The sequence below is a fragment of the Leucobacter komagatae genome, assembly GCF_000834055.1.
GTDB classification, from domain to species: Bacteria; Actinomycetota; Actinomycetes; order Actinomycetales; family Microbacteriaceae; genus Leucobacter; species Leucobacter komagatae_A.
Genome location: NZ_JXSQ01000006.1, coordinates 160,054 through 185,227 on the forward strand (window position 1 = coordinate 160,054; position 25,174 = coordinate 185,227).

The window sequence follows — 25,174 nt, forward strand, 5'->3', positions numbered from 1 at the left end:
ACCCTGCCCACCCCCCGCATCTGGCATCATCCGACTCGCCGACGCATCAGCTGACCCAGCGTCAGCCCCCCGCGCAGCGCGCCTCGATGCACCCGATCCTTCGCCGCGTGATCTACGTCGGCGGCTACGAGATCCTCAGCGTGCTCTTCACCGTGCTCGTGCTCAACGGTGCGCTCGGCCACTCTGGCGGCCAGGCCACCCTCACCGCGGTGCTGCTGTCCACCACCGCCACGATCTGGAACTACGTCTGGAACACCCTCTTCGAGCGCGCCGAGCGCCGCTTCGGGTGGACGGGGCGCGGGGCGCTCGTGCGCCTCGGGCACGCCTTCGGTTACGAGGGCGGCGTGCTCGTCTTCACGATCCCGCTCGTCGCGTTCATGCTCGGCGTGACCCTGCTTGAGGCGCTCATGATCGAGGCCAGCCTGCTCGTGTTCTTCCTCGTATTCACCTACGTGTACTCGTGGGCATTCGACAAGATCGTTGGCCTGCCGGAGTCGGCGAAGTAACGCCAGGCCCCCGCTGCGCGCCCATCGCACAACACCCCCTTCCCAGTACAGGGAAGGGGGTGTTGTGTTGGGGCGACCTGAGCGGTCGATCCCATGGGGAACCGGGGCCAAACTTGGGGAAAGTTGGGGAAGGCCGCCGGAGTCGAAGGTGCGGGATAACCCCGCTCGCAAGCCCGCCACCAGGGCGGCGGGAGCGGTTCGCCGCTAGGAGGCGGGCGGCGTGAAGCGGCCGTCAATCGCGGTCCAGCCGCCATCGACCATGAGCGTGGAGCCGGTGACGAACGACGAGGCGTCCGAGGCGAGGAACACGACCGCGCCCGCAAGCTCGTCTGGGCGCGACCAGCGGCCGAAGGCGCTCTTCTGCGCGTAGGCGTCATACCATTCCGGGTTCGCCTTGATCTGGGCCGTGAGCGGGGTCTCGACGACGCCGGGGGCGATGACGTTCACGCGCACGCCCTGCGGGCCGAACTCGGCCGCGGCGGTCTTCGCGAGCTGCACGAGGCCGGCCTTGGTTGCGGCGTATACGCCCTGGCCTGGCTCGACGACCAGCGCGCGGATCGACGCGAAACCGATGATCGAGCCGCCGCCGTTCGCGGCGAACCGCTTGCCGAAGAGGCGGATGAGCTGGAAGGAGGCGCGCAGGTTGAGGTTCACGACGCGGTCGAACTCGTCGAGCGAGTAGTCTTCCATGCGCTTGCGCACGTTCGTCGCCGCGGTGAATACCATCGCCTGCACGTTGCCGAAGCGCTCGGCCGCGGCCTCGACCTCGTCGTCGTTCAGTACGTTGAGCTGGAACGCCTCGGCCGAACCGCCGGCGGCCGTGATGAGCGACACGGTCTCCTCGGCGCCGTCGAGCTGCAGGTCAGCAACGACGACGTGGGCGCCGTGCGCGGCGAGGGCCTGAGCCGATTCGCGGCCGATGCCGCTGCCTGCGCCGATCACCAGTGCGGTGCGGGCGTCGAGGCGGAAGAGCTGGGAGTAGTCGACTGCGGTCATCGTGAAGAGTCCTTTGTGTGGTGCGGAAGTGTCTGAGGCTGGCTCCTGGGAGCGGCGCCGAAGCTGGAGCTAGGAACGGGCCTTCGGCCTGATCATCGCCATGCGGGTGACCGTGTACTCCTCGATTGCGTAGCGCGGGCCCTCGCGGCCGACGCCCGAATCCTTCACCCCGCCGTACGGCATGATGTCGGAGCGGAAGCCAGGGATCTCGTTCACGACGACACCGCCTACTTCGAGGCGCTCGATCGCGGCGAAGGCCGACTCGAGCGACGAGGTGTACACCGCTGCCTGCAGGCCGTAGCGGGAGTCGTTGACGAGATCGATCGCCTCGTCGACGGAGTCGACGGTGGTGAGGCAGACGACCGGCCCGAAGATCTCCTCGCACCAGACGTCGACATCGCGCGGCACGTCGCCGAGCACGATCGGCGGCACCGAGGCCCCCAGCTCGCTGGCTTCGGGTAGCTGCGCGGGCGTGAGCATCTCGGCGCCGGCGGTGAGCGCACGATCCACCATCGCGAAGATGCGCTCGCCCGAGGCCGCGTTGATGACGGGGGCGACGTTGGTCGCGATGTCACGTGGATCCCCGACGACGACCTCGCTCATGCGCTCGACGAGGCGGGCGGTGAACTGTGCGGCGATGGGGCGCTCAAGCACGACGCGCTGCACCGAGATGCACGCCTGACCGTTCGCGTAGAAGCCGCCGCGGAGCACGGCATCGACGGCGGCCTCGACGTCAGCGTCTGCTGCGACGATGAAGCCGGTGTTCGAGCCAAGCTCGAGCAGCGCCTTGCGCGGGGCAGCCTGCTGCGCGATGAGGTGCCCGATCTTCGCCGACCCGGTGAAGGAAACCACCGCGGCCCGCGGATCGCGAACGAGGGTTTCGCCGACCTCTGGCCCGCCGTTCACGAGCTGCACGGCAGCGCCGGTGACGCCGTGCTCGTCAAGCACGTCGCGGGTGATCTTCAGCAGCTCGATGGTCGCGAGGGGCGTATTCGGGGCGGGCTTCACGATGACCGGGCAGCCGGCGGCGATCGCTGGCGCGAGCTTGTGGGTGGCGAGCAAGAGCGGGTAGTTGAAGCCTGCGATGCCGACGATGACCCCCGCGGGCTTGCGCGTGTAGTAGCCGATCATGCCGCGCCCGAGCTCCTGCAGGTCGAGGGGAACGGTCTCGCCGGTGACGTGCGAGACCTCCTCTGCCGTTGCCTGCAGGGTGACGATGGTGCGGTTCACCTCCGTGCGGCAGTCTGCGCGCGGCTTGCCGGTTTCGAGCACGAGCAGATCCTCGAAGCGCTGCGCGTCGTCGCGGAGCCGGTCGTGGATCGCCGAGAGGATCGACTTGCGCTGCGCGGTGGTGAGCGCGGCGACCTCGGGGCGGGCTGCCTCGGCTGCGTCGAGCGCGTCGCTGGAGTCAGCCGCGACGCTGACGGGTGCCTGCGCGAAGGCGCTACCGTCGAAGGGGAAGACGATTTCCGAACTGTCGGCGAGATTCCGCCACCCCGTACCGATGGGGAGCGCGCCCGCTGGGGCGAGCAGCTCGGGGGAAGCCTGCGTTGCGGTCATGGCTGGTTCCTTGCTGTCGTGCGGATCGTGAGCAGCCAGCGCCGCGGCAACCTTGGCGCAGCGGCGGGCCTACAAACGAGTGGTCTTACCAGTTAATATAGTTGAACATGTGGCTCGCGACAACGTCGCGATGATCCACACCCTGCGAAAGGAACCCAATGACGCGCTCCCACACCATCGCGATCCTCCCCGGCGACGGCATCGGCCCAGAAGTCACCTCATGCGCCCTCGAAGTACTCGACGCAGCCGAAACCCGCTACGACTTCACCACCCAACGCACCCACTACGCCGCAGGCGCCACCCACTACCTCGAAACCGGCGAACTCTTCCCCGCCATCGAACCCGAACTCCGCCGCGCAGACGCGATCCTCTTCGGCTCCATGGGCGACCCCCGCGTCACCCCCCGGCATCCTCGAACGCGGCTTCATCCTTGAAATGCGCCAACGCTTCCACCAAGCAGCAAACGTCCGCCCAGTCCGCCTCTACCCCGGCGTCCCCACCCCCATCGCAGGCCTCACCCCCGAACGCTGCGACCTCGTCATCGTCCGCGAAAACACCGAGGGCGCCTACGTCGGCGGCGGATCAACCGTCCACAAAGGCACCACGAACGCCGTCGCCATGCAGGAATCCCTGAACACCTACGCCGGCATCGAACGCGTCGTCGATTTCTCCTTCCGCCTCGCACTCGGCCGCCGCAACAAGGTGACGCTCTGCCACAAGACGAACATCCTCGTCGCCGCCGGCCAGCTCTGGCAAGAAGTGTTCGAAACCGTCGCGGCACGCTACCCCGAGGTCGAAACCGACTACGTCCACGTCGACGCCATGTGCTTCCACCTCCCCCTCACCCCGGAACGCTTCGACGTCGTCGTCACCGACAACCTCTTCGGCGACATCATCACCGACCTCGGCGCCGTCATCCAGGGCGGACTCGGCGTCGCAACAAGCGCGAACCTCAACCTCGACGGAACAGCCCCGAGCATGTTCGAAGCGATCCACGGCTCCGCCCCAGACATCGCAGGCAAGGGCTGGGCAAACCCGTCCGGCGCGATCCTCTCCCTCGCGCTCATGCTCGGCCACCTCGGAGAAGGCGAAGCCGCCCAAGCCATCGAGGCAGCAACCGTCGAAGTCCTCGGCACACTCCCCGCGCTCGCAGGCGCAAAAATGGGCGCCTCGACCGCGGAACTCGGGGCCCGAATCGCCGACATCGTGCGCGAAGGCCGCGCGAACACCAGCCTCGTCCCCGACTCCCTCCTCAGCACCCTCGCAGCACTCCCCGCTTCTCGGGGCTAGCGGGGACGGGCGACCTCTGCGAGGAGGGCGCTGGCCTCAGCGCTCAGCGACGCTCCCCGCCACAGCGCGGTGAGTGGCCGAGTGATCTCGAGGCCATCGATCAGCACGCGCGCCAACCTGCCGCTGTCGAGGTCTTCGCGGACAGCGAGCACGCTGAGTGCGCCGGGCGCGACGCCCGCCATGATCGCGCTGCGCGCGCCAAGCGTCGACTCGTGCACGGCCGCCGGCTCAGCGGTGCGTGGAGCGCCCGCCGCGGCGAGCGCGTCGTCGAGTGCGCGCCGAGTGCCGCTCCCGAGTTCACGGAGCACAAGCGGTGTCTCAGCGAGCTCCCCAGCTGTTACCGTGCCGCCAGCCCACGGGTGGTTCGCAGCGACCACAATCTCAATTTGGTCGTGTCCGATGGTGGCCGACGACAGGTCTCCCGGAACCGCCGGGGTCTCAACGAACCCGAGGTCGGCGCCGCCGGCGCGCACCGCCGCAATCACGGCCTCGCTATTTGCGGCGGTGAGCTGCGCGGCGGCTCCGCCCGCACCCGCTTCGATCCGCCAGCGTGCGATCCATTCGGGCAGGAGGTGCTCGGCGATGGTGAGGCTCGCGGCGATCCGCAACCCTCGGCCGCGGCCCGTTCTGAGTGCGGCGGCGGCGCTCGCGTAGTCCGCCGCCGCTGCGAGCAGCGGGCGGGCCCACCCAACCACGAGTTCGCCGGCTTCCGTGAGCTGCGAGCCACGGGCCGAGCGTACGAGCAGCGCTAGTTGCAGGTCGGCTTCGAGGGAGCGGATCCGCAGCGATACGGCCTGCTGGCTCACCCCGAGAACCGCGCTGGCAGCCGAAATACTGCCGCTCTCAGCGACGTGGGTGAGGGCGCTGAGCGCGCCGAGGTCGGGTGTGCGTTCCATCCGGGCTCCCTCCGCTCGTGAGCTACAAGCATAGCTTGTAGCCATGCCGGGTATCCGCTCTACCGCGACGACAGCGGCAGGAGCAGCATGGAATCATGCACGCAACACCAGCAGCCAAGCGAACCGCAACCCCCGACGCCCCAGGGCGCACTCCCCCGCTCGCCGGCGCAATTGCCTGGGCGCGCCGCGTCGGGCCAGGCCTCGCGATCTGCCTCGCGGCGGCAGGCGCCTCCTACGCGCTCAGTGTCGCGCTCCCCGGTGTGAGCCCGATGATCATCGCGATCGTGCTGGGTGTCGTCGCCGCGAACACCGGCGTCTTGCCCGCTGCGGCGGCCCCAGGAATCCAGTTCTCGGCGAAGAAGCTGCTGCGCGTGGGCATCGTGTTCCTCGGCTTGCAGCTGGTACTCGGCGACATCGTTGCGCTCGGGGCCCCGATGCTCGGCGTCATCGTCTGCGTCGTCGCTGGCGGCCTGCTCGGGACCCTCGCGCTCGGGCGGCTGCTTCGCGTGCCCAAGCAGCTCGCCCTGCTCATCGCGTGCGGCTTCTCGATCTGCGGCGCGGCCGCAGTCGCCGGTGCCGCTGGCGTGACCGACCCAGACGACGAGCACGAGGAGGCCACGGTCACCGCCGTCGCGCTCGTGGTGATCTTCGGGACACTCATGATCCCGCTCGTGCCGCTACTCGGGCCGGTGCTCGGGCTCAGCCCCGATGAGACCGGCATGTGGGCTGGCGCATCGATCCACGAGATCGCACAGGTCGTCGCCGTCGGCGGTATCCTCGGCGGCACCGCGCTCACCCTCGCCGTGATCGTGAAGCTCGCCCGCGTGCTGCTGCTCGCGCCCGTCATGGCCGTGCTGAGCCTGCGCATCAGGCGGGCGGCCGCGGCGAACCCGGCTCACCCAGGATCGCAGCCGAAACTCCCCCCGATCGTGCCGGGGTTCATCCTCGGGTTCCTCGCGATGGTGCTGCTGCGGTCGTTCGTGCCGCTCCCCGACGCGGTGCTCGCGACCGGGCAGCTGCTGCAGACCGTGTTGCTCGCCGCCGCGATGTTCGGGCTCGGCTGCGGCGTGAAGATTCGCAGTCTGCTGCGCGTCGGCGGGCGTCCGTTCGCGCTCGCGGCCCTGTCAACGGTGCTCGTCGCCGGGATCGCCTTCGCGGGCGTGCTGCTCGTGGGCTGAGCCGCTCAGGGCCGGGCGTGGGCGTGGCCCTCCGCCTGCTGGCCTCGCTGACCAGACGGCCCGGCCTACCGGCGAGAGCATATGGTTCCGACGAAAGCACATGATTTCTACGTGTAGAAACCATGTGCTTTCGTCGGAACCATATGCTTTGGCGGGCTACCTGCTGCCCCCGCGGCCACCGCCACGGTACCCACGCTGGTTGTCGCGACGATCATCCTGGCGACCGGATCGGCCTGACCGGCCTGACCGGTCGGATCGCTCTGACCGGCCTGACCAGTCGGACCCGTCCGACCGACCGGATCCGTCCCGCTGCTCCGGGTTCGCGCGGCCCGCGTTCGGGTTCCCGCTCGAGGCGATGCCGCGCATGCCGCGAGCGCCCTTGCCGTCGCCGGGGCGGCCGGCGGTCACCGGGGTCTTCTTGTCTCCCCAGCGCCCGCCCTTCGTCGAGTCGCCGTCGCCAGCAGTCAGCAGCGCACCGCGCTCGGCGGCGGAGAGCTCACGGAGCTCACCGACCCGCAGGGTGCCGAGGTTGAGCGGCCCGAACTGTCGGCGAACGAGCTCCTCAACGGGATGCCCGAGCTCGGCCATGAAGCGTCGAACGATACGGTTCTTGCCCGAGTGGATCGTGAGCTCAACAAGCGAGTGCGTCTTCGTCGAACCGTTGGGCAGTAGCTTCGCGCGGTCCGCGTTCATGGGCCCGTCGGAAAGCTCCACACCGTCGAGCATGCGCTGGATTACGGCCGCGGTCACCTGCCCCCGCACCTTCGCAATGTAGGTCTTTTCCACACCGAAGCTCGGGTGCGCAAGCTTGTGCGCGAGTTCGCCGTCGTTCGTGAGAATGAGCAGGCCGCTCGTGTCGGTGTCGAGGCGGCCGACGTTGTAGAGCCGGTCTTCGACCTGGTCGGTGAATTCCCGCAGGTCTGGCCTGCCCTGCTCATCGTTCATGGTGGAAACGACGCCGACCGGCTTGTTCAGCACGAAGTAGCGCTTCGTCGCATCGAGCTGCACGACGACGCCGTCGACGCGCACCTCATCGGTTTCGGGGTGCACGCGCGAGCCGAGCTCGCGCTGCTGTTCGCCGTTCACAGACACGCGGCCGCTCGTGATGAGCGTCTCGCAGGCGCGGCGGGAGGCGACGCCCGCGTTCGCGAGCGCTTTCTGCAGGCGGATCGTGCCCTCCTCGCCCTCGCGGTCTACCCCGCCGTCGGCAGCACCGGCCGAACCCGCGGAACCCGCAGACGTCGTTGGGCGGTCCCAGCCCCACTCGGCCATGTCGATCTCGACCGCCTGGCCGTCGACGGAGAACGCCCCGCCAGAGCCACCACGGTCGTCGTCGCTCGCGTCGCTACCGTCGTAGTCGTCGCCGTGGGTACCGTTGTCGTCGTTGTCCCCGCGGGGCTCTTCGAAGTCGCTAGAGCGATTCATGGTCAAATCCTTCCGATCCATCGTCGAGTAGCGGCGCTACCGATGGAAGTTCACTAATGTCGCCGATGCCGAGGTGGCCGAGAAGTTGCTCGCTCGTTCCGTAGAGGATCGCGCCGGTTTCGCCGTCGTGCCCCACCTCGGCGACGAGGCCGCGCGCGAGCAGGGTGCGTACGACCGAGTCGACATTCACGGCACGGATCGACGCGATCGCCCCACGGGAGACTGGCTGCCGGTATGCGATGACGGCGAGCGTCTCGAGCGCGGCCTGCGAGAGTTTCGCTGGGCTCTGCTGCTGCACGAAGTCGGCGACGACGGGGTCGAGGCTCTCGCGCACGTAGAAGCGGTAGCCGCCTGCGACCTCGCGGAGTTCGAAGCCTCTTGGCGGCACGCCTGTGGTTTCGCCGTTGTAGTCCGCGATGAGCGTCTGCAGCTCTTTGCGCACCTCCCGGACTGGCCGATCGCAAGCGGTCGCGAGGGTCATCGCTGACAGCGGCTCGTCGGCGACGATGAGGAGTGCCTCGAGCTGCTGCGCGAGCGAGTGTGCTGCGCGGGCCGCGGCGAGCTCGGTCTCGGGTGCGGCGTCCGCTGCCGAAGCTTCATCAATAAGGAGCGTCACGCCCGTCGTCTCGTCAGTCATAGTCACTTCCTAGTGTGGAGAGTTCTTCGTCGTCCCAGTTCTCGCCGGCCCACTGCACGCTGAGTTCGCCGAGCGGCTCTGCCTGTTCGAAGAGCACGGCGTTGCGCCGGTAGAGTTCGAGGATCGCGAGAAAGCGGGCGACAATGACCCCTTTCTCCGTCACCCCGGCGATGAGTTCACGGAAGCTGCGCGCCGGCCCGCCGCGGAGCATCGACACGATAATCGCAGCCTGCTCGCGGATCGAGACGAGGGGCGCGTGCAGGTGGTCGAGCCCGACGGTTGGGATCTCGCGCGGCGCGAACGCGAGCATCGCGACGGCTGCGAAATCCGCTGGCGAGAGCGTCCACACCAGCTCTGGGCCGCGCTCGCGGTATTTAGGTTCGAGCGGCACCTGGCGGGGGTGCCTGGATTCCTCGGCGACGAGCCGCGCACGGAACCACTCGCTCGCCTGCTTGAACGCCCGGTACTGGAGGAGGCGGGCGAACAGCAGGTCGCGCGCTTCGAGCAACGCGATATCTTCTGGGTCGACGACCTCGCCCTGCGGCAGAAGGCTCGCGATCTTCATATCGAGGAGCGTCGCGGCGACGACCAAGAACTCGGAGGCCTGGTCGAGTGCGAGGATGCCCTGCCCCTCGAGCGTCGCGAGGTACGAGATGAACTCGTCGGTGACGAGCGACAGGGACACCTCTGTGATGTCGAGCTCATGCTTGCCGATGAGACTCAGCAACAGGTCGAATGGCCCGTCAAAGCCGTCGAGTGAAACGCGGAAGCCCGAGTCACCGCCCGCGGTCGCGGCCTCGGTTTCGAGCGCTGCCATGGATCCCCGGTTAGGCAACCACGCCGCGTTGCACGAGCTCGCGGGCGAGCTTCAGGTATGCCTCAGATGCCGGGTTCGACGGCGCGTATTCAAGCACTGACTGCGCGGCGATCTGCGCGTCAGGCAGCTTCACTGTTCGGCCGATCACCGTGTCAAACACGGAGTTTCCGAACGTGTCGACGACGCGCTCGAGCACCTCGCGCGCGTGCAGTGTGCGCGGGTCGTACATCGTTGCGAGGATGCCGTCGAGCTCGAGCGAGGGGTTGAGCCTGTCGCGCACCTTGTCGATCGTTTCGACGAGCAGAGCGACGCCGCGCAACGCGAAGTACTCGCACGCGAGCGGGATGAGCACGCCGTGGCTCGCGGTGAGCGCGTTGACGGTGAGCAGTCCGAGCGAGGGCTGGCAGTCGATGAGGATCACGTCGTAGTCGTCAGTGACGCGCCGCAGCACGCCGCCAAGGATCTGCTCGCGGGCGACCTCGCTCACGAGGTGCACCTCCGCGGCTGACAGGTCGATGTTCGCGGGGATCACGTCGAGCCCGGGCGTGCCGGTCTTCTGAATCGCCTCGCGGGGATCCTTCAGCTTGCCGAGCATGAGGTCGTAGATTGTCGGCACGTCGTGCGCTGGCACGCCAAGCCCAGCAGAGAGGGCGCCCTGCGGGTCGAAGTCAACGGCGAGCACGCGGCGCCCGTAGCGCGCGAGCGCGGCTGCGAGGTTGATAGTCGACGTGGTCTTTCCCACGCCGCCCTTCTGGTTGCACATCGCGATGATGCGCGCCGGGCCGTGGCGGTCGAGCACTTTGGGTGCGGGAATGACTCGCTCGGGGCGTCCCGTAGGTCCCAGCTCGTTCTGCTTTGTCGCCACTCCGATTCCCTTTCCGTCGCTACCGCCCTATCCTACCGCGGCTCGGCATGGCTGACCCGCCGCAAAGCCGCACGGTGCAGGGTCGCCTGCTTCCAGGTTCCCCATCCGACGCGACCGCGCCGTGGTTCCCGCCGCGATTCCTGCCGTGCGGTGCGCAACGCTCAGCGCACGTGGGCGCCCTACGGAGTGGTCCGCGCCCGTCGCGCGAGCAGGAGCGCGCCTCCGGCCGTGAGAAGCAGGCCGACCGCCACGAGCGACCGCCGCTCCCCCTCGGACCCCGAGCGCGCGAGCGACTCCGGCAGCCCATTACCTCCGCCCGCACCGGTGCCGCCCGTTGCGCCTTCAACGGAGGGCCGTTGCTCCAGGGGAACCGGCACCTCACGCTGCTCGAGGTCGATCGTCGCGAGTGCACGCGCGAGCTCCGACGGCGAAGCTGCCCCCGCAGCCGCACGCAGCGTGTTGGCTGCTCGAGGTTCCTCCGGCGTCCCAACCGTGAGGGTGCTCTTGCCCGGCGTCGTTGAGGTGCGCACTGTCAATCGGTACACCCCAGGAGCGGTCTCCTGTGCGGCGCTGAACCATTGACCTGGGTCGTCCGAGGTCACTGCGAGTGCCGCATTCGAAACAGCATTGCCGTGCGCATCACGAATGCTTGCTTCGAGCGTCGTCTCGGACTCACCATCGGCTGGCAGCACGTCGTCTTCGAGCACGAGATCCGCTTCGGCGGGCTCGCCCGCGACGAGTGTTAGCGGGACCTGACGGGTGAGCGCAGGGGCTACCGATGTGTCCGTCACGGTGATTGTCGCGCTCCCGGCCACAGTTCGGGCGGTCACCTCGGCGGTGTAAGTACCATCTCCGATATCGGTAATTGGCCCAACGACGATGTCATCGCTCCCCACAGCAGCGATGGGCTCCCCCGCAATGGCGTTACCGTGAAGGTCAGCAGCCGTGATCATAAGCTTCGTCCATGAGACCCCGTCTGCCGTGAGCCTGTCGTTGGCAAGATTCGCGGTGAGCTCGTGCGCCGGCCCCGCGAGTCGCGTGAGTGTCACGGAACGCTCGATGGAGGACGGGGCGTCGGGCGCAGTCACCGTGAATACCTCTGTACCTGCCCGCTTCGATGCGGGTATTTCCGCCCGGTATTGCCCGTCACCGTTGGAGTACATGGGCAGGGGCGGTAGCCCCGGCCCGGTCAGCAGGAGCAGATCATCAGCCCGCGGGTTTCCATAGGCGTCAGTCGCCTTCGCTGTCACTGTCGTGGTCGACTGCCCGTCGGCGAGAATCGCTGGTGCGTCGAGTTCTGCGGTGAGGTTGGTCAAGGGGCCGGGAAGGAGTGTGAGTGTCAGCTGCTGAGTGAGGTGCGGCTCGACCGAGGTGTTTGCGACGGTGAACGTGACATCACCGAGCCTTCGTACCGAGGTGACCTCGGCCGTGTATTTTCCGGCGCCCTGGTCTCGCACGCGACCGACAGAGACCCCCGCTGTGTCGCTCGTGACGGTCACGGTGTCGCCCGAAACCGGGTTTCCATTCGCGTCGGCCACCTGTGCCGTGAGCCACGTTGTCGATGTTCCGTCCGCCGTGAGTGTGCTGTTGCCGAGTTGTGCCGTCAGCTCCGCCGCTGGCCCTGCAACGAGGTGAACGGGAAAGGAGCCGACGGCGTTCCCGACTCGCGCACCAACTGTGGTGTGACCGGCTTTTTTGGACGCTGTTATCACGCCGCGGTATTCATTGCCCGATACTGCCGTCCACGTCGCTGTGACTGCCCCCACTTGAATGGGGAACGTCCAGCTTAGAGTGGCACCAGCGGGGTCGCCGTACTTATCGGAGGCCTTCACGGAAACCACTACTTGATCTTTCCCGTCGGCCACGAGCGTAGCTGTAGTCGGGAAGAATTTGATCACTGCGGGCGGGGGATTGATCTGCAAGACCCGCACCCTCGCTTCTTTCAGCTGGTCACCGACGCCAACCTGCGCCTTGATGAGTGCATCACCGATCGTCCTGCTGCTCGTTAGGACCGCGGAATATGTGCCGTTTCCGTTGTCTACTGGCGTTCCGATCCGCTGACCGGGATCGCTGCTCGTAAAGGTGACTACCTCGCCGACTATCCCGGCCCCTGAAGGCCCGAGCACCGTTGCAGTCAAGGTCGTCTCGCTCTCCTCGTCAGCTGCGATGACACCCAGGTTTGCCACCAGTGAAATCGAGCCCACCTGCTCACCAACGAAGTCGAGCGTGGGCTTCTGGGCCTCCGTGGACTGCACCCCGACGGTGCGGGTCACTGCATTCGCAGCGGGAGCGGGCGCCCCTTCCCACGACAGCATCGTGAGAACGAGTCCGGCTGCGAGCGCCGTCCCCACGAACGCCCGCAGCCGACCGAATGAAACCCCCATGGTTACCCCCTGCTTTGAATCTCGGCCGCCTCCGTGGCCACAATCTCGAAAGCAGCTTCTTTTCTTCGGCGCTCCCGGCATAAGCGTAAGGCGGGTATACCTTCTCCGACGTTCCAACCCTAGAATCGTGCGCAATTTGCCGAGTAGCGTGCGCGATTTGCACGCCGAACCGCGTCGCAGCCGGAAACCTCAGCTCCCCTGCCGGAAACCTCAGCTCCGCCGCCGGCGGGAAGCCCTCGCTAGGTCGCCCGCGGGTGCGCGTTCACGAAGTGCTCGCGGAGCGTGTCTGCGGTGACCTGGGTGTAGATTTGCGTCGTCGTGACCGAAGAGTGCCCGAGGAGCTCCTGCACCGCGCGCACGTCGGCGCCGCCGGCGAGCAGGTGGGTCGCGAACGAATGCCGCAGCGTATGCGGAGAAATCTCGACAGTGAGTTCGGCCGCCTCTGCCGCAGCCCTGATCACGAGCCAGGCGCTCTGCCGCGACAGGCGGGCGCCGCGCGGGCCGAGAAACAGCGCGGGGCTGCCCGTGCCGCGGGCGGCGAACTGGGGCCGAGCGCGCACGAGATACGCTGCGAGGGCTTCGCCAGCGTATCGCCCGTACGGCACAATCCGCGTCTTCGACCCTTTGCCGGTCACGCGCATGAGCCCGCCATTCGCGAGGGCCCGTTCGGGGTCGCCCCAAACGTCCCGGCCGCCGCCGCCAGCACCGTCCCCCGCGGTGCCAGCGTAGAGGTCGTCAAGGTCAATCGCCGTAACCTCGCTCACGCGGGCGCCGCTCGCGTAGAGCAGCTCGAGGAGCGCGCGATCGCGGAGCGAGACAGGGTCATCACCCGACACCGCTTCAAGGAGTGCCTGCACGTCCTCGATTGAAATCGCCTTCGGGAGCCGCTGCCCCTTCTTCGGGGTACGCACGCCCCGCCCGGCATTGTCGGGCAACTCGCCCTCGTCAAAGAGGAAGCGGTGGAGCCCCCGCACGGTGGACACCATGCGCGTGATCGACGAGGCAGAGTATGCAGGCGCCGGCGGATCCGCACCCTCTTTCGTCGCGCTCGCGAGGGCGGCGACGTACGCGGAAATCGTCTCGGGCGTCACCCGAGCGAGGTCATCGATGCCCTGCTCGTCGAGCCACGCGGAGTAGCGGGCGAAGTCGCGCCGGTACGCGGCGAGGCTGTTGTCGGAGAGCCCACGCTCGATGCTCAGGTGCCTGAGGTATTTCTCGACCGAAGAGGCAGGCCGCATGGGCTACTTCGATCGCTCGCCGCGCACCGCATCGCGCGCGGACCATGGGGTATGCGGATCGCGGAGCGTGTTCCACCCCCGAGCCCGCGAGGCAGCGGCGGCAAGCACGGCTCCGACGGTAAGACTGTTTGCGATCCGCCCCTCGAGCGCAGCGGTGACCGCGTCGTCGAGCGGTATCCACACCGGAACGAGCTCGGCCTCCTCGCCCTCGCGAACGAAGTCATGGACGGCGGGTGACAGGTCGCGGGCGAGGAAGACACGAACTGCCTCGCTTGAACCGCCAGGGCTCAGGAAGAGCTCGAGCAACAGCGACCAGTTCTCGGCCTGCAGATCGGCTTCCTCCGCGAGTTCCCGCTGCGCGCCGACAAGGCCACTCTCTCCCGGAACGTCCATGAGGCCGGCCGGGATTTCCCAGTCGCGATGCGCGATGGGGTGCCTGTACTGCTGAAACATGAGTACGCGGTCGTCCCCGTCGAGCGCGAGCACTGCGACCGCTCCGGGGTGGTCCATGAAGTCGCGCTCAAGCTCGGCGTCGCCGAACGCGAGCCGGTCACGGCGGATATCCCACACGTGACCTGCGACGAGCTCGCGGGAGGCGAGCACGCGCACCTCGGGCGCCGGCGTATCGGCGATCCTGAGTTGCGCGTGCGTCGCCTTGCTCACGGCACTACTCCGCGGAGGCGTCTTCGACCTCGAACAGCCGCGCAGCTTCGCGACGTTCGATCGCGGCACCCGCGAGGCCAGCAAACAGCGGGTGCGGCTTGCCCGGCCGCGAGCGCAGCTCCGGGTGAGCCTGCGTGGAGATGTAGTACGGGTGCACCGTGCGGGGCAGCTCGACGTACTCGACGAGTTCCCCGTCGGGGCTCAGGCCTGAGAACGAGAGGCCGGCTGCCGCGATCTCCTCGCGGTAGGCATTGTTCACCTCGTAGCGGTGACGGTGGCGCTCGCTCGCGGTGTCGGCGCCGTACACCTCAGCTGCGAGGGATCCCTCTGCGAGCTTCGCCTCGTACAGGCCAAGGCGCATCGTGCCGCCCAGGTCGCCGCCGTCGAGAATCTCAACCTGCTCGGCCATCGTCGCGATGACGGGCACGGGCGTCTCTGGGTCGAACTCGGTCGAAGAGGCACCTTCGAGACCCGCGACGTTGCGCGCGTACTCGATGACCATGCACTGCAAGCCCAGGCAGATGCCGAGGGTCGGCATCCCGTTTTCACGGGCGAAGCGCAGCGCGCCAAGCTTGCCCTCGATGCCGCGGATACCGAAGCCTCCCGGCACGCAGATCGCGTGCAGGTGCGAGAGGTGTTCGCGGGCGCCCTCTGGGGTTTCACACGCGTCCGAGGGGATCCACTCGATGTTCACCTTCGTGGAGTGCGCGAAGCCGCCTGCGCGGAGCGCCTCGGTAACCGAGAGGTAGGCGTCTGGCAGGTCGATGTACTTTCCGACCAGGCCGATCGTGACCTCACCCTTCGGGTGATGCACCGCGTCGAGCACGGGGCGCCAGCCAGTCCAGTCCACATCGGTGACGCGGTCAGTGAGCTGCAGGTGGTCGACAATGGTCTGGTCGAGTCCCTGCGAGTTCAAGAGCTGCGGCAGGTCGTAGATGCTCTTCACATCGATCGCGTTGACAACCGCGTCTTCGTCGACATCACACATGAGCGCGATCTTGCGCAGGTTGTCGCCGGTGACCGGGCGATCCGAGCGGAGCACGAGGGCGTCCGGCTGAATGCCGATCGAACGGAGCGCCGCAACCGAGTGCTGCGTCGGCTTCGTCTTCTGCTCGCCTGACGCACCCATGTACGGCACGAGCGAAACGTGCACAAAGATGACGTTCTTGCGGCCGAGTTCGTGGCGCACCTGGCGTGCCGATTCGAGGAACGGCTGCGACTCGATGTCGCCCACGGTTCCGCCGATCTCAGTGATGATGACGTCTGGCTGCGGATCCTGCTCGGACTGCAACCGCATGCGACGCTTGATCTCGTTCGTGATGTGCGGGATCACCTGGACGGTCGCCCCAAGGTAATCGCCGCGGCGTTCCTTCTGGATGACCTCCGAGTAGATCTGCCCGGTTGTCACGTTCGCTGCCTGCGAGAGGTTGATTCCGAGGAACCGCTCGTAGTGCCCGATATCGAGGTCCGTCTCGGCGCCGTCGTCGGTCACGAAGACCTCGCCGTGCTCGAACGGGTTCATCGTGCCAGGATCGACGTTCAGGTAAGGGTCGAGCTTCTGCATGACGACATGCAGGCCGCGTGCGGTAAGAAGATTACCGAGACTCGCGGCGGTCAACCCCTTGCCGAGTGAGGAAACAACCCCACCGGTCACGAAGATGTGCTTGGTTGTTTTGGTCTGATCCGCGTTAGCTCCCACGGGCTTCAATCCTATCACTCCTTCAGCCTGAGAGGCTGCACGAATTTAGCGGGCATTCTGGCGCGGCACCCATACCTGTTTGATGATCATGAGCACGGCCGCCGTAACGGGGATCGCGATCAGCGCGCCGAGCAGCCCGAGCAGCGTACCGCCCGCGAGCGCGCCGATGACCACGAGCGACCCGGGAACCGAGACGACGCGGTTCATGATGCGCGGCGTGAGCAGGTACGACTCAAGCTGCATGTAGATGAGGTAGTAAATGGCTGCGACGAGTGCCGTGACCGGCGAGTTGAACAGCGCGATCGCGGTCACCAGTACGGTCGCGAGCACCGATCCAATGAGCGGAATGAGCGCGAGCATGAATACGCCGACAGCAACGAGGCCCGCAAACGGCACCCCAACGATCGACATCATGATGAAACCGAGCGTCGCGTTCACGAGCGCGAGCACGACCATCCCATTCACGTACCCACCAACGGACTTCGTTACCTGCTCGGTAATGTCGATGACCTTCGCGCGGCCTGAGCGCGGCACGACCGAATAGAAGCCACGCTTGATCGTGCGCAGCGATGACAGGAAGTACAGCGAGAGGATGAGCACGATGAGCGTTGCGGTGAGTCCGTTCGCGATGCCGATTCCCGCCTGCCACACACCGCCTGCGACCGATGCCCAGTTGGACGGCTTCCCGATGAAGTCTTGCCCCATGTTGAGGAGTGCGTTGAAGTCGACGAACTCGCCGAAGCGCTCATTGACGTCTTTGTACCACTGTTCGCTCGTGAGGTTTCTGACGATCTCTGGCGCGCTCGCAACGAGTTGAGCGATCTGATTCGCGATCATCGGGATGACGATCGCGAGGATCCCGCCGATGATGAGGATGAAGCCGGCGAACACAACCCCGATGCCGAGGCCTCGTTTGAGGCCGTGGCGTTCGAGCCAGCGGACGACGGGATCGAGGCCGAGCGCGATGAATAGCGCGGCGACGACGTACATGAGGATCGTCGACAGCTGGCCGATCATGTCACCGAAGACGAGGGCAACGAGCACCCCGAGCGTGATCGTAAAACCGAGCACGAACGGCTGCTTCACGGCGAATTCGCGTTGCCGAGATTCCCGTGCTTCATCCTCAGCATCGTGCGCAGCTTCCTGCGCGTCACGGTACATTTCGCGTACATCTGCGTCCATAAGCGCAGTGTCGGCGTGCAGCACAAGTTTTGGCTCCTCGGCCTTCGCCTCTGGGAGGGTGTGCGCCTCAGCCGTCTTGGGCTTCTTGCCAAAGCCTATGGACCTGAATATTGCCATGGAGTGAGCGTAGCAGCGGCCAACAGCTTTGGGCGAGGCATTCACACTGTCTGGCGTCGCCACTTGGCGCGCCTCGCCGGTATCTACTTGCCGAGTTCGAGCAGTTCGGCCGCGTGATCCAGTGCACTTTCTGAGGTGTCGAGGCCTGAGAGCAGCCGCGCCATCTCCGCGAGCCTCGCATCCCCCTCGAGCGCCACACAGCTTGACTGCGTGAATCCCCCGCTTGAGTCCTTGACGACGCGCAAGTGGTTCGTCGCGAATGCGGCGACCTGCGCGAGGTGGGTGACGACGATCACCTGCGAGGTGTTGGAGAGTTGCCGAAGTCTCCTACCGATCTCGATGGCCGCTGCCCCTCCGACGCCAGCATCGACCTCGTCGAAGACGAAGGTTGGGACGGGGTCTGCGCCGGCCAACACGACTTCGAGTGCGAGCATGACGCGCGAGAGCTCACCGCCTGACGCGCTCTTTGCGATGGGCCGTGGAGTCGCTCCCGGGTGCGGCGCGAGCAGGAACTGAATCTCATCCGCGCCAGAGGTGCTGAGCGTTTCGAGGGGTGTGACGCTTGCGACAAAGCGGGCGTCCGGGAGAGCGAGGGCGGCGAGTTCACGGCTCACTGCTGCGCCGAGCTCCTCTGCGGCTGCGCTGCGCTGGGTGGTGAGCTGCTCTGCGAGCGCCTGCTCGCGTTCCCGAAGCGCAATCACTTTCGCTTCGAGCCCGCCGAGCGCTTCGTCGTCGCCATCGATATCGAGGAGCTCACGCGAAGCCGTCTCGGCGTGGGCGAGGACTTCCTCGGTCGTCGCCCCAAAGTAGCGGAAGAGTCCGTTGAGTTGCGCGAGGCGCTCGTTTGCGCGGGCGAGCTCGCCTGGCCCTTCTTCGTCGAGGTCGTTCGCGTAGGCAGCGAGCTCTTTCGCGGCGTCTGCAATCTGGAAGCTTACGGACCTGAGCTGCTCGACGGTGGCTGCGATGCGTGGATCGAGGCTTGCGACTCGTTCGAGGTCTTGCACGGCGAGCTCGACGAGCCCGCCAGCGTCGCGCTGCATGGGATCATCTGATTCGCTCGCGAGCGCTTCGCCAGCGCCGACCGCCGCAGCGCGCAGCTCTTCGACGTTGCTGAGCAGTTCGATGCGCGCAGTGAGCTCTCCCTCTTCGCCTGCGATGGGATCCACCGCGGCGATCTCCTCGAGCTCCGCGCGGAGCCTCGCCGCCTCAGCTGCACGCGTCTCCTGGGTCTCAGTGAGGGTGTGGAAGCGAGCCTGGGCGGCAGCACGCTCCGCGTGGACGTCACGGTAGTCACGCAGTGTTGCGGCGAGCGCGGCGCCGCCGAACCGGTCGAGGGTGTCCCGCTGAGCCGTCTGTGAGCGGAGCCGAAGCTGTTCGGACTGGCCGTGGACCGCGAAGAGGCGTTCGGAGAGGCGTCCGAGTGCGCCGACGGGGGCGCTCACACCACCGATGGCAGCGCGGCTGCGTCCTTCCGCGCTGACGGTGCGGCTCATGATGAGTTCGCCGTCTTCGAGGTCTCCGCCGAGTTCCTCAACGATCTCTGCGACGAGCGGGTCGGAGCTGTGCACGATGCCACTCACCCTCGCCTGCGAGGCGCCTACGCGTACACCTCCGGCGTCCGAGCGCTCCCCCATGAGCAGCCCGAGGGCGCTGACGACCATCGTCTTTCCCGCGCCCGTTTCGCCGGTGATCGCGGTGAAGCCGGGGCCGAGCGGGAGCTTGGAGTCAGCAATGACGCCGAGGTCTTTGATGTGGAGTTCTTCGATCATGCGTCGCTGTTCTCCTCGCTGCGATGGGTGCCGTTCCAGGTATCAAGCACGCTCGCTCGTCCGCCGCCGTTGCCGCTGCGGTCGCCCCGCCATCCGCTCACGGGGAGGTCGAACTTACGAACGAGGCGCTCAGAGAAGGGTGCCTCGTCGAGGCGGGCAATGCGGACAGTCTCCGGCGACCTGCGCACAGTCACGACCGACCCAGCTGGCAGCTCGGTGCGTCTGCGGCCGTCGCACCACATCACCCCTGGGCCGATGTTCTCGGGAAGGATCCTGACGGTGAGTTCGGAGTCTGGGCCAGCAACGAGTGGCTTGTTGAAGAGCGCATGCGCCGCGATGGGCACCATGAGGAGCGCTTGCACGGAAGGCCACACGATCGGCCCGCCCGCGGAAAATGCGTAGGCGGTTGAACCGGTCGGCGTTGCGAGCACGACGCCGTCACAGGCGAACACCGAGACGGGGTGATCGTCGATGCCGACGGAGACTTCGAGCATTCTCCTGCGCTTTTCGACGGTTGCCTCGTTGAGCGCCCAGGTCTCGGCGAGGAGTTCGCCGTTGAGTTCGGCGCGCACATCGAGGGTGAGGCGCTCGTCGACGGTGTAGTTACCTGCGAGCACTTGTTCGACGGTGAACCCCAGGTCGAGGCTCTCCATCTCCGCGAGGAAGCCCACGTGGCCGAGGTTGACGCCGGCGATGGGGCACGCCGACCCGCGGAGCATTTCTGCCGCGCGCAGGATGGTGCCGTCGCCGCCGAGCACGAAAGCCGCCTCAAGCTGGTCGAGCGGTACGTCGGTGCCGAGCACCGCGGTGTTCCCGACGTCGACGTGCGGTGCGAATTCGGCGCGGTCTGTCGCGCTGAGCACGGGGACCACGCCCGCCGCGAGCAACGCATCGACGACAGCTGCTGTCGCCTCGATCGCTTCGGCACGGTAGGTGTGAGAGACGATGAGCATGCATCGCGCCGGTGATGTTTCAGTCACTCGTTGGTCCCTTCTACGTGCTCGCTGGTTTCTGTGCACACCTCGTGTATGCGCGCTTCCCATTCTCTCGGATCGGGTGCTGCGGCGCGCACGAAGTGCACGAGAAATTCACGGTTTCCCTCGCCACCGGCGATGGGGGACGGAGCGATCCCGCGTGCTGCGAGGCCCTCAGCTGCTGCTGCATCGAGTACTGTGCGGATCGCGCCCGCCCACTGCGCGGGGTCAGTGACGATACCGTCGCGGACTCGCCCGACCTCGAACTGCGGCTTGATGAGCAACGCCAGTTCAGCGCCTTCGTCTGCGCACCGGGCGATGGCGGGAAGGATCAGGGTGAGGGAAATAAAGGAGAGGTCAGCGACGATGAGGCTTGGCCGTTCAACGACCCCGGTGAGGCTGGCAAGCGCTGCAGCGTCAAGATCACGAGCGTTGCAGCCCTCGACCACACGGACGCGGGCGTCAGCGCGAATCTCGGGAGCGAGCTGGTCGTGTCCGACGTCGACCGCGAGCACCTCCCGTGCACCGCGTTCGAGGAGCACCTGGGTGAAGCCGCCCGTGGATGCGCCGAGGTCGAGGGCGAGCCTGTCCGCGGGGTCAATCGCGAAGATGTCTAGCGCCGCGAGGAGTTTGTGGGCGCCGCGGCTCACGTAGTGGTCGTCGCCACTCACGGTGATTTGGCCGCCCGCGCGCACTCGCATTCCCGCCTTGCGTGCCGTTTCGCCGTCAACGGTCACTCCGCCAGCGGCGATGAGCTCGGCCGCCCGGTTGCGCGAGCGGACGAGGCCGAGGTCGACAAGGGCCCGGTCGAGTCGTGCTGGCTCGCCATCCCACTGTCCCGCTTGCTGCACCTGGTCAGGCCACTTCGTTGTCACTGCGCTGCAGCTCCTGCATGAGCTCGTCGTGAAGCTGCTCGAAGCCACGGGCGCGCCGATCGAGCGGCTGTGACTCGATGATGCCGAGCCTGTCGAGGAGTTCGCCCCCCGCTGCCGCGTCAGGGAGTGGCTCCCGCACCTGCTGTGCCGCCCCCGTCTGCCAACTCTCCGACTCGCGTTCCATGCCATAAGCCTACTCGCAGCGCTGCAGCACTCCCCCAGGAAGATTGTTCGACTACTCGAACTTGACTGTGCGGCATATCGAATTAGCATGGAGACATGATGCCAACCACCGCTCGCACGCGGCCGGAACGCAGGCTTCTTCATCTGCTCGGACCTGCATTCGTCGCCGCCATCGCCTATGTCGATCCTGGCAACGTCGCCGCGAATCTGTCCGCGGGGGCGAAGTACGGGTACACGCTGCTGTGGGTACTCGTCGCGGCCAACGTGATGGCGGTCATCGTCCAGTACCTCTCGGCAAAGCTCGGGCTAGTGACCGGCAAGAGCCTGCCGCAGTTGCTCGGCGAGCGCCTCCGCCCCGCTGGCCGACGACTGTACTGGGCGCAGGCAGAGATCGTGGCCGCAGCGACAGACCTCGCCGAGGTCATCGGCGGCGCGATCGCGCTCTACATCCTCTTTGGCGTGCCGCTCGTCGCCGGCGGCGTCATTGTCGGGTTGGTCTCGCTCCTCATCCTGATGCTCCAGGGCAAATACCAGCGTCGCTTCGAAGCCGTGATCATGGCCATGCTGCTCATCATCACCATTGGCTTCGTCGGCGGGCTGTTCGTGAGCCAACTCGACGTCGGCGAGATGTTCGCCGGCCTTGTCCCCCGCTTCGTCGACACGCAATCAGTGCTGCTCGCCGCGAGCATGCTCGGCGCCACCGTGATGCCGCACGCAATATACCTACACTCCTCGCTTGCGCGCGATCGCCACGGGCACACCCCCGAAGACCACGTCGGTGGCCGGGCGCCACGGATCCGCCACCTGTTGCGCGCGACCAAGCTCGATGTTGTACTTGCCCTGGTCGTCGCCGGCGGAGTGAACATCGCCATGCTGCTCCTCGCTGCGGCCTCACTGCCCGGGATTGATGGGACAGACACGATCGAAGGCGCAGCAGCGGCAATCACCGAACATGTAGGCCCGGTCGTCGGGCTCCTCTTCGCAATTGGATTGCTCGTCTCTGGGCTCGCGTCGACGTCCGTCGGGGCGTATGCCGGTGCCGAAATCATGGCGGGCCTGCTGAACATCCGTGTGTCGCTCCTCACGAGGCGACTCATCACGATCCTGCCGGCACTCGTGCTGCTCGGCTTCAACATCGACCCGACGTGGGCACTCGTCCTCAGCCAGGTCGTTCTGTCCTTTGGCATTCCGTTCGCACTGATCCCGCTCATGAACCTCACCGGCAGAGCGGACATCATGGGGGAATTCACCAACGGGCGGGTGCTCCGCTACGTCGGCCTGTTCGTCGTGCTCGCCATCGTGGCGCTGAACCTCTGGCTCATCTTCTCCACGATCGTGTGGGGAGCGTGAGCGCCACCAACACTGCGCCGTGCTGCGCGCCAGGCCGGGCACAACAAAACGAACCGGTGCAGCACACGCCGCACCGGTTCGCTAATGCTGGCTAGCGCCAGTGATCCTCGAGCAAGATCTCCGGAACCTTCAGGCCATAGATCGCCCTGCCCGACGACCAAATCGCTTCGCAGCCGGCCCGCAGCAACTCCATCGGAGTTTCGCCCTCAGACACGACGGTCACCACGTGGCCGTCCATCCTCACCTTCGCAGAACCGACCCGCACGGTGCCGTCCCGCAGCGTCTCAGCCCGCTGATACGGCTGGTGCAGTTCTGCGAGCGAAGCCACAGTAAAGTCAGGGCGCATGTCATCGGACGCAGCAATCAGCTGCTTAGGCCGATCCACACCCGTCAGCACGAAGAGTGACGGAATGCCAGCGGCGACCGCACCCTTAATGTCGGTGTCGAGCCGGTCCCCCAGCATGAGGGCGTTGCGTGAGCCGAAGCGCGCAAACGCGGTCTCATAGATCGGGGTCTCTGGCTTGCCAGCAAAGTCTGGCAGCCGCTGCACAGCAGTGTGAACCGCTGACACCAGCGTTCCGTTGCCAGGCGCAATACCGCGGGCTCGGGGAACCGTCCAGTCGGTGTTCGTTGCGATCCAGGGCAGCGGATCGCGGCCCGGGTTCTCTTGCAACGCGTAGGAGGCCTCAGCGAGCTGCTCCCACCCAACGTCCTTCGCGAACCCTTGGATCACAGCCACCGGGCTATCGTCAGCGCTTCGCGTCCACGCGAAACCCGCCTTCTCGAGCTCGTGCGTGAGACCCTCACCACCGACAACCAGCACCCGCGAGCCAGCAGGAACGACCTCACGCAGCAACGCGACGGCGGCCTGCGGTGAGGTGATGACGTCGCTGCTCGTCGCCGTCAACCCAAGCTCGGTGAGGTGCGCCGCGACCGCTGCATCCGTCCGCGCCGCGTTGTTCGTGATGAACCCCAGGCGGACTTCCTCCGACGCGAGATTCAGCGCTTCGACAGCGCCAACGATCGCCCCTGAGCCACGATAGATCACTCCATCGAGATCGCTCAGCAGCAGATCCTTCCCCTCAATGGGGGCAGGATCGAACCGGTCACGCTTGCCGAACAGCGCCATCTCGTTACTCCTTAGTGTCCTGCTGTGTTGCGTTGTCCGCCGCCTCGGCTGCTTCGGGTGCCGTTGGCTCTACTTCGCCTGAATCGGCGTCTGCATGTGAATCGGCATCGGCATCGGCATCGCTCAACTCTGCGTCAGCGTACGCGTCAAGGTAGGCCTCAGTTTCAGAGTCCACCTCCGCGCCCACTTCTTCAGCGTCTGTCACGGTCGCTGGCTCGGCCACTGACTCAGCTTCAGCAGCTTCGTCAGCCTCCTCAGCCTCCTCAGCCTCAGCGACTGCTTCTGCAGCCTCAGAGACTGCTTCTGCCTCAGTGTCGTTGCTCGATGCGTTGTCGTTCGCTGGTGCGTCTTCAACTGCGCCGACCGGGTCGTGCGACTCGAGATCCTCGTCGGCAAGATCCTCGTCGTCAAGATCCTCGTCGTCAAGATCCTCGTCGTCAAGATCCTCGTCGTGGAGATCCTCGTACTCGGTGATCTCGATGACCTCGATCTCGTCGAGCCCGCCAAAGTGCTCCTCGAGCGCTGCCTGCGCCCGATCGGCGTGGGCGAACCATACTGCGGCTTCATCATCGCGCCCGAGGTCCTCGAGCACGGTTGCGTAAGCACCAAATAGCTCAGGGCTCCAAGAGAAGCCTGTCTTCGGATCGAGCTCGGGAATCTCGAGCTCGAAGAGCGCCTGCTGCGTCTGACCGAGATCGAGACGGGCTCCGGACATCGCGATCGCGAGGCGAACCCTATCCGCGGTCTCGAGCGTCGAGACGTCGACCTCGAGGCCGGTCTCGATGGCCTTCTCAGGGCGACCAAGGCCGCGCTCTGAATCAACCATGATCGCAAGGTGCGAGTCACGCCCACTCAGCCGACGGAAGGTTCGCAGTTCGCGGATCGCGAGAGCGAAATCTCCCGTTCGGTATGCGGTGATAGCAAGCGTCTCTCGGGTGACCGGAATACGGCCTGCTCGGCGGCTCGCAGAGATTGCGTGCTGGTGAGCAAGCTCGGGGTCGTCCTCGATCAGTTCCGCCACCATCGCCAGGTGGAGCGAAACGCGTTCCTGGACCTCGGGCTGCAGCGTCTTCAGCTCATTGCGTGCAGAAGGGTGCAGGTCGCTTGGCTGGATGTGCTCGGCAATGATCGGGTCATCGTGCTCCGAGCGGACCGGGCGCAGCGAGTGCTGGAGGCGCTCCTCCTCAGTGAACTCGCGCTCCTGGCCGCCACGATCGCTTCGTCCGCCACCACGGGTTCCGCCACGTCCGCGGGAGTCAGTGTCCTGACGCCCCCCGCGGTCGTCGCGGTCCCCGCGAAAAGGGGGACGGGTCCCGCCTGTCTCCCGGTCACCACGGAACGGTTTGCGATCTCCGCCGCCCTGACGGTCGTTGCGGTCTCCGCCACGGTACGGGGCACGATCGCCGCCCCCCTGACGGTCGTTACGATCTCCGCCACGGTA

At 66.6% G+C, this 25,174-nt stretch carries 20 protein-coding genes and 2 pseudogenes; 4 read left to right on the forward strand and 18 right to left on the reverse strand.

Annotation, left to right across the window (positions count from 1 at the left end; translation table 11 throughout):
• Positions 1–86 precede the first annotated feature (86 nt).
• Positions 87–506 (forward strand): PACE efflux transporter, encoded by a 420-nt coding sequence (locus tag SD72_RS06875; RefSeq protein ID WP_042543681.1) that lies wholly within the window; start codon positions 87–89, stop codon positions 504–506.
• 204 nt (positions 507–710) lie between these two features.
• On the opposite strand, the gene SD72_RS06880 is transcribed toward SD72_RS06875, so the two are convergent.
• Both SD72_RS06880 and SD72_RS06885 read right to left on the reverse strand, forming a co-directional pair.
• Positions 711–1,502 (reverse strand): SDR family NAD(P)-dependent oxidoreductase, encoded by a 792-nt coding sequence (locus tag SD72_RS06880; RefSeq protein WP_042543682.1) that lies wholly within the window; start codon positions 1,500–1,502, stop codon positions 711–713.
• Between the two features lie 69 nt (positions 1,503–1,571).
• Positions 1,572–3,062, reverse strand: a complete 1,491-nt coding sequence (locus SD72_RS06885; RefSeq protein ID WP_042543683.1) for an aldehyde dehydrogenase family protein — start codon at positions 3,060–3,062, stop codon at positions 1,572–1,574.
• A 158-nt stretch (positions 3,063–3,220) separates the two neighbouring features.
• Here SD72_RS06885 and SD72_RS06890 point away from each other — a divergent pair.
• Positions 3,221–4,352 (forward strand): annotated as a pseudogene (locus tag SD72_RS06890) (3-isopropylmalate dehydrogenase).
• On the opposite strand, the gene SD72_RS06895 reads toward SD72_RS06890, so the two are convergent.
• Complete coding sequence (locus SD72_RS06895; protein ID WP_042543684.1) at positions 4,349–5,248, reverse strand: LysR family transcriptional regulator; 900 nt, start codon at positions 5,246–5,248, stop codon at positions 4,349–4,351. The pseudogene SD72_RS06890 and the gene SD72_RS06895 overlap by 4 nt on opposite strands.
• 95 nt (positions 5,249–5,343) lie before the next feature.
• On the opposite strand from SD72_RS06895, the gene SD72_RS06900 reads away from it, so the two are divergent.
• The gene (locus SD72_RS06900; protein WP_084766870.1) at positions 5,344–6,426 is read left to right on the forward strand and encodes a YeiH family protein; all 1,083 of its coding nucleotides are present in this window, start codon (positions 5,344–5,346) and stop codon (positions 6,424–6,426) included.
• Positions 6,427–6,870: 444 nt separating this feature from the next.
• Here SD72_RS06900 and SD72_RS18195 read toward each other — a convergent pair.
• The 13 genes and pseudogenes from SD72_RS18195 to SD72_RS06965 all read right to left on the reverse strand — a co-directional run.
• Positions 6,871–7,596 (reverse strand): annotated as a pseudogene (locus SD72_RS18195) (pseudouridine synthase); the annotation flags it as partial.
• 241 nt (positions 7,597–7,837) lie between these two features.
• Positions 7,838–8,488 carry an SMC-Scp complex subunit ScpB gene (gene scpB, locus SD72_RS06910; protein WP_042543685.1) on the reverse strand — a complete coding sequence of 217 codons (651 nt, stop codon included), beginning with the start codon at positions 8,486–8,488 and terminating at the stop codon, positions 7,838–7,840.
• A complete protein-coding gene (locus SD72_RS06915; protein WP_042543686.1) occupies positions 8,481–9,305 on the reverse strand; it encodes a segregation and condensation protein A in 825 nt (274 codons plus the stop codon). The genes scpB and SD72_RS06915 overlap by 8 nt, the downstream gene beginning before the upstream one ends.
• 10 nt (positions 9,306–9,315) lie before the next feature.
• Positions 9,316–10,170 carry a ParA family protein gene (locus SD72_RS06920; RefSeq protein ID WP_084766872.1) on the reverse strand — a complete coding sequence of 285 codons (855 nt, stop codon included), beginning with the start codon at positions 10,168–10,170 and terminating at the stop codon, positions 9,316–9,318.
• 179 nt (positions 10,171–10,349) lie between these two features.
• Entirely contained in the window at positions 10,350–12,554 is a 2,205-nt protein-coding gene (locus SD72_RS06925) for an Ig-like domain-containing protein (protein WP_042543688.1), read from the reverse strand.
• A gap of 239 nt (positions 12,555–12,793) precedes the next feature.
• Entirely contained in the window at positions 12,794–13,792 is a 999-nt protein-coding gene (locus tag SD72_RS06930) for a site-specific tyrosine recombinase XerD (protein ID WP_042543689.1), read from the reverse strand.
• Positions 13,793–13,795: 3 nt separating this feature from the next.
• On the reverse strand, positions 13,796–14,455 hold the full coding sequence (locus SD72_RS06935; protein ID WP_042543690.1) for an NUDIX domain-containing protein: 660 nt from the start codon (positions 14,453–14,455) through the stop codon (positions 13,796–13,798).
• A gap of 4 nt (positions 14,456–14,459) precedes the next feature.
• A complete protein-coding gene (locus SD72_RS06940; RefSeq protein WP_042543691.1) occupies positions 14,460–16,154 on the reverse strand; it encodes a CTP synthase in 1,695 nt (564 codons plus the stop codon).
• 45 nt (positions 16,155–16,199) lie between these two features.
• Positions 16,200–17,453: an AI-2E family transporter gene (locus tag SD72_RS06945; protein WP_084766875.1), complete on the reverse strand. Its 1,254-nt coding sequence runs from the start codon at positions 17,451–17,453 to the stop codon at positions 16,200–16,202.
• Between the two features lie 83 nt (positions 17,454–17,536).
• On the reverse strand, positions 17,537–19,222 hold the full coding sequence (gene recN, locus SD72_RS06950; RefSeq protein ID WP_042543692.1) for a DNA repair protein RecN: 1,686 nt from the start codon (positions 19,220–19,222) through the stop codon (positions 17,537–17,539).
• A complete protein-coding gene (locus SD72_RS06955) occupies positions 19,219–20,175 on the reverse strand; it encodes an NAD kinase (RefSeq protein ID WP_232299673.1) in 957 nt (318 codons plus the stop codon). The genes recN and SD72_RS06955 overlap by 4 nt, the downstream gene beginning before the upstream one ends.
• 23 nt (positions 20,176–20,198) lie before the next feature.
• Positions 20,199–21,071: a TlyA family RNA methyltransferase gene (locus tag SD72_RS06960; protein ID WP_232299668.1), complete on the reverse strand. Its 873-nt coding sequence runs from the start codon at positions 21,069–21,071 to the stop codon at positions 20,199–20,201.
• Positions 21,052–21,255: a hypothetical protein gene (locus tag SD72_RS06965; RefSeq protein WP_042543693.1), complete on the reverse strand. Its 204-nt coding sequence runs from the start codon at positions 21,253–21,255 to the stop codon at positions 21,052–21,054. The genes SD72_RS06960 and SD72_RS06965 overlap by 20 nt, the downstream gene beginning before the upstream one ends.
• A 95-nt stretch (positions 21,256–21,350) precedes the next feature.
• On the opposite strand from SD72_RS06965, the gene SD72_RS06970 reads away from it, so the two are divergent.
• A complete protein-coding gene (locus tag SD72_RS06970; protein WP_042543694.1) occupies positions 21,351–22,604 on the forward strand; it encodes an Nramp family divalent metal transporter in 1,254 nt (417 codons plus the stop codon).
• A gap of 91 nt (positions 22,605–22,695) precedes the next feature.
• On the opposite strand, the gene SD72_RS06975 is transcribed toward SD72_RS06970, so the two are convergent.
• Together SD72_RS06975 and SD72_RS18200 are read right to left on the reverse strand one after the other, a co-directional pair.
• Positions 22,696–23,733: an HAD-IIA family hydrolase gene (locus SD72_RS06975; protein WP_042543695.1), complete on the reverse strand. Its 1,038-nt coding sequence runs from the start codon at positions 23,731–23,733 to the stop codon at positions 22,696–22,698.
• A 4-nt stretch (positions 23,734–23,737) separates the two neighbouring features.
• Positions 23,738–25,174: hypothetical protein (locus tag SD72_RS18200; protein ID WP_232299669.1), on the reverse strand; the 1,437-nt coding region annotated here is incomplete at its 5' end.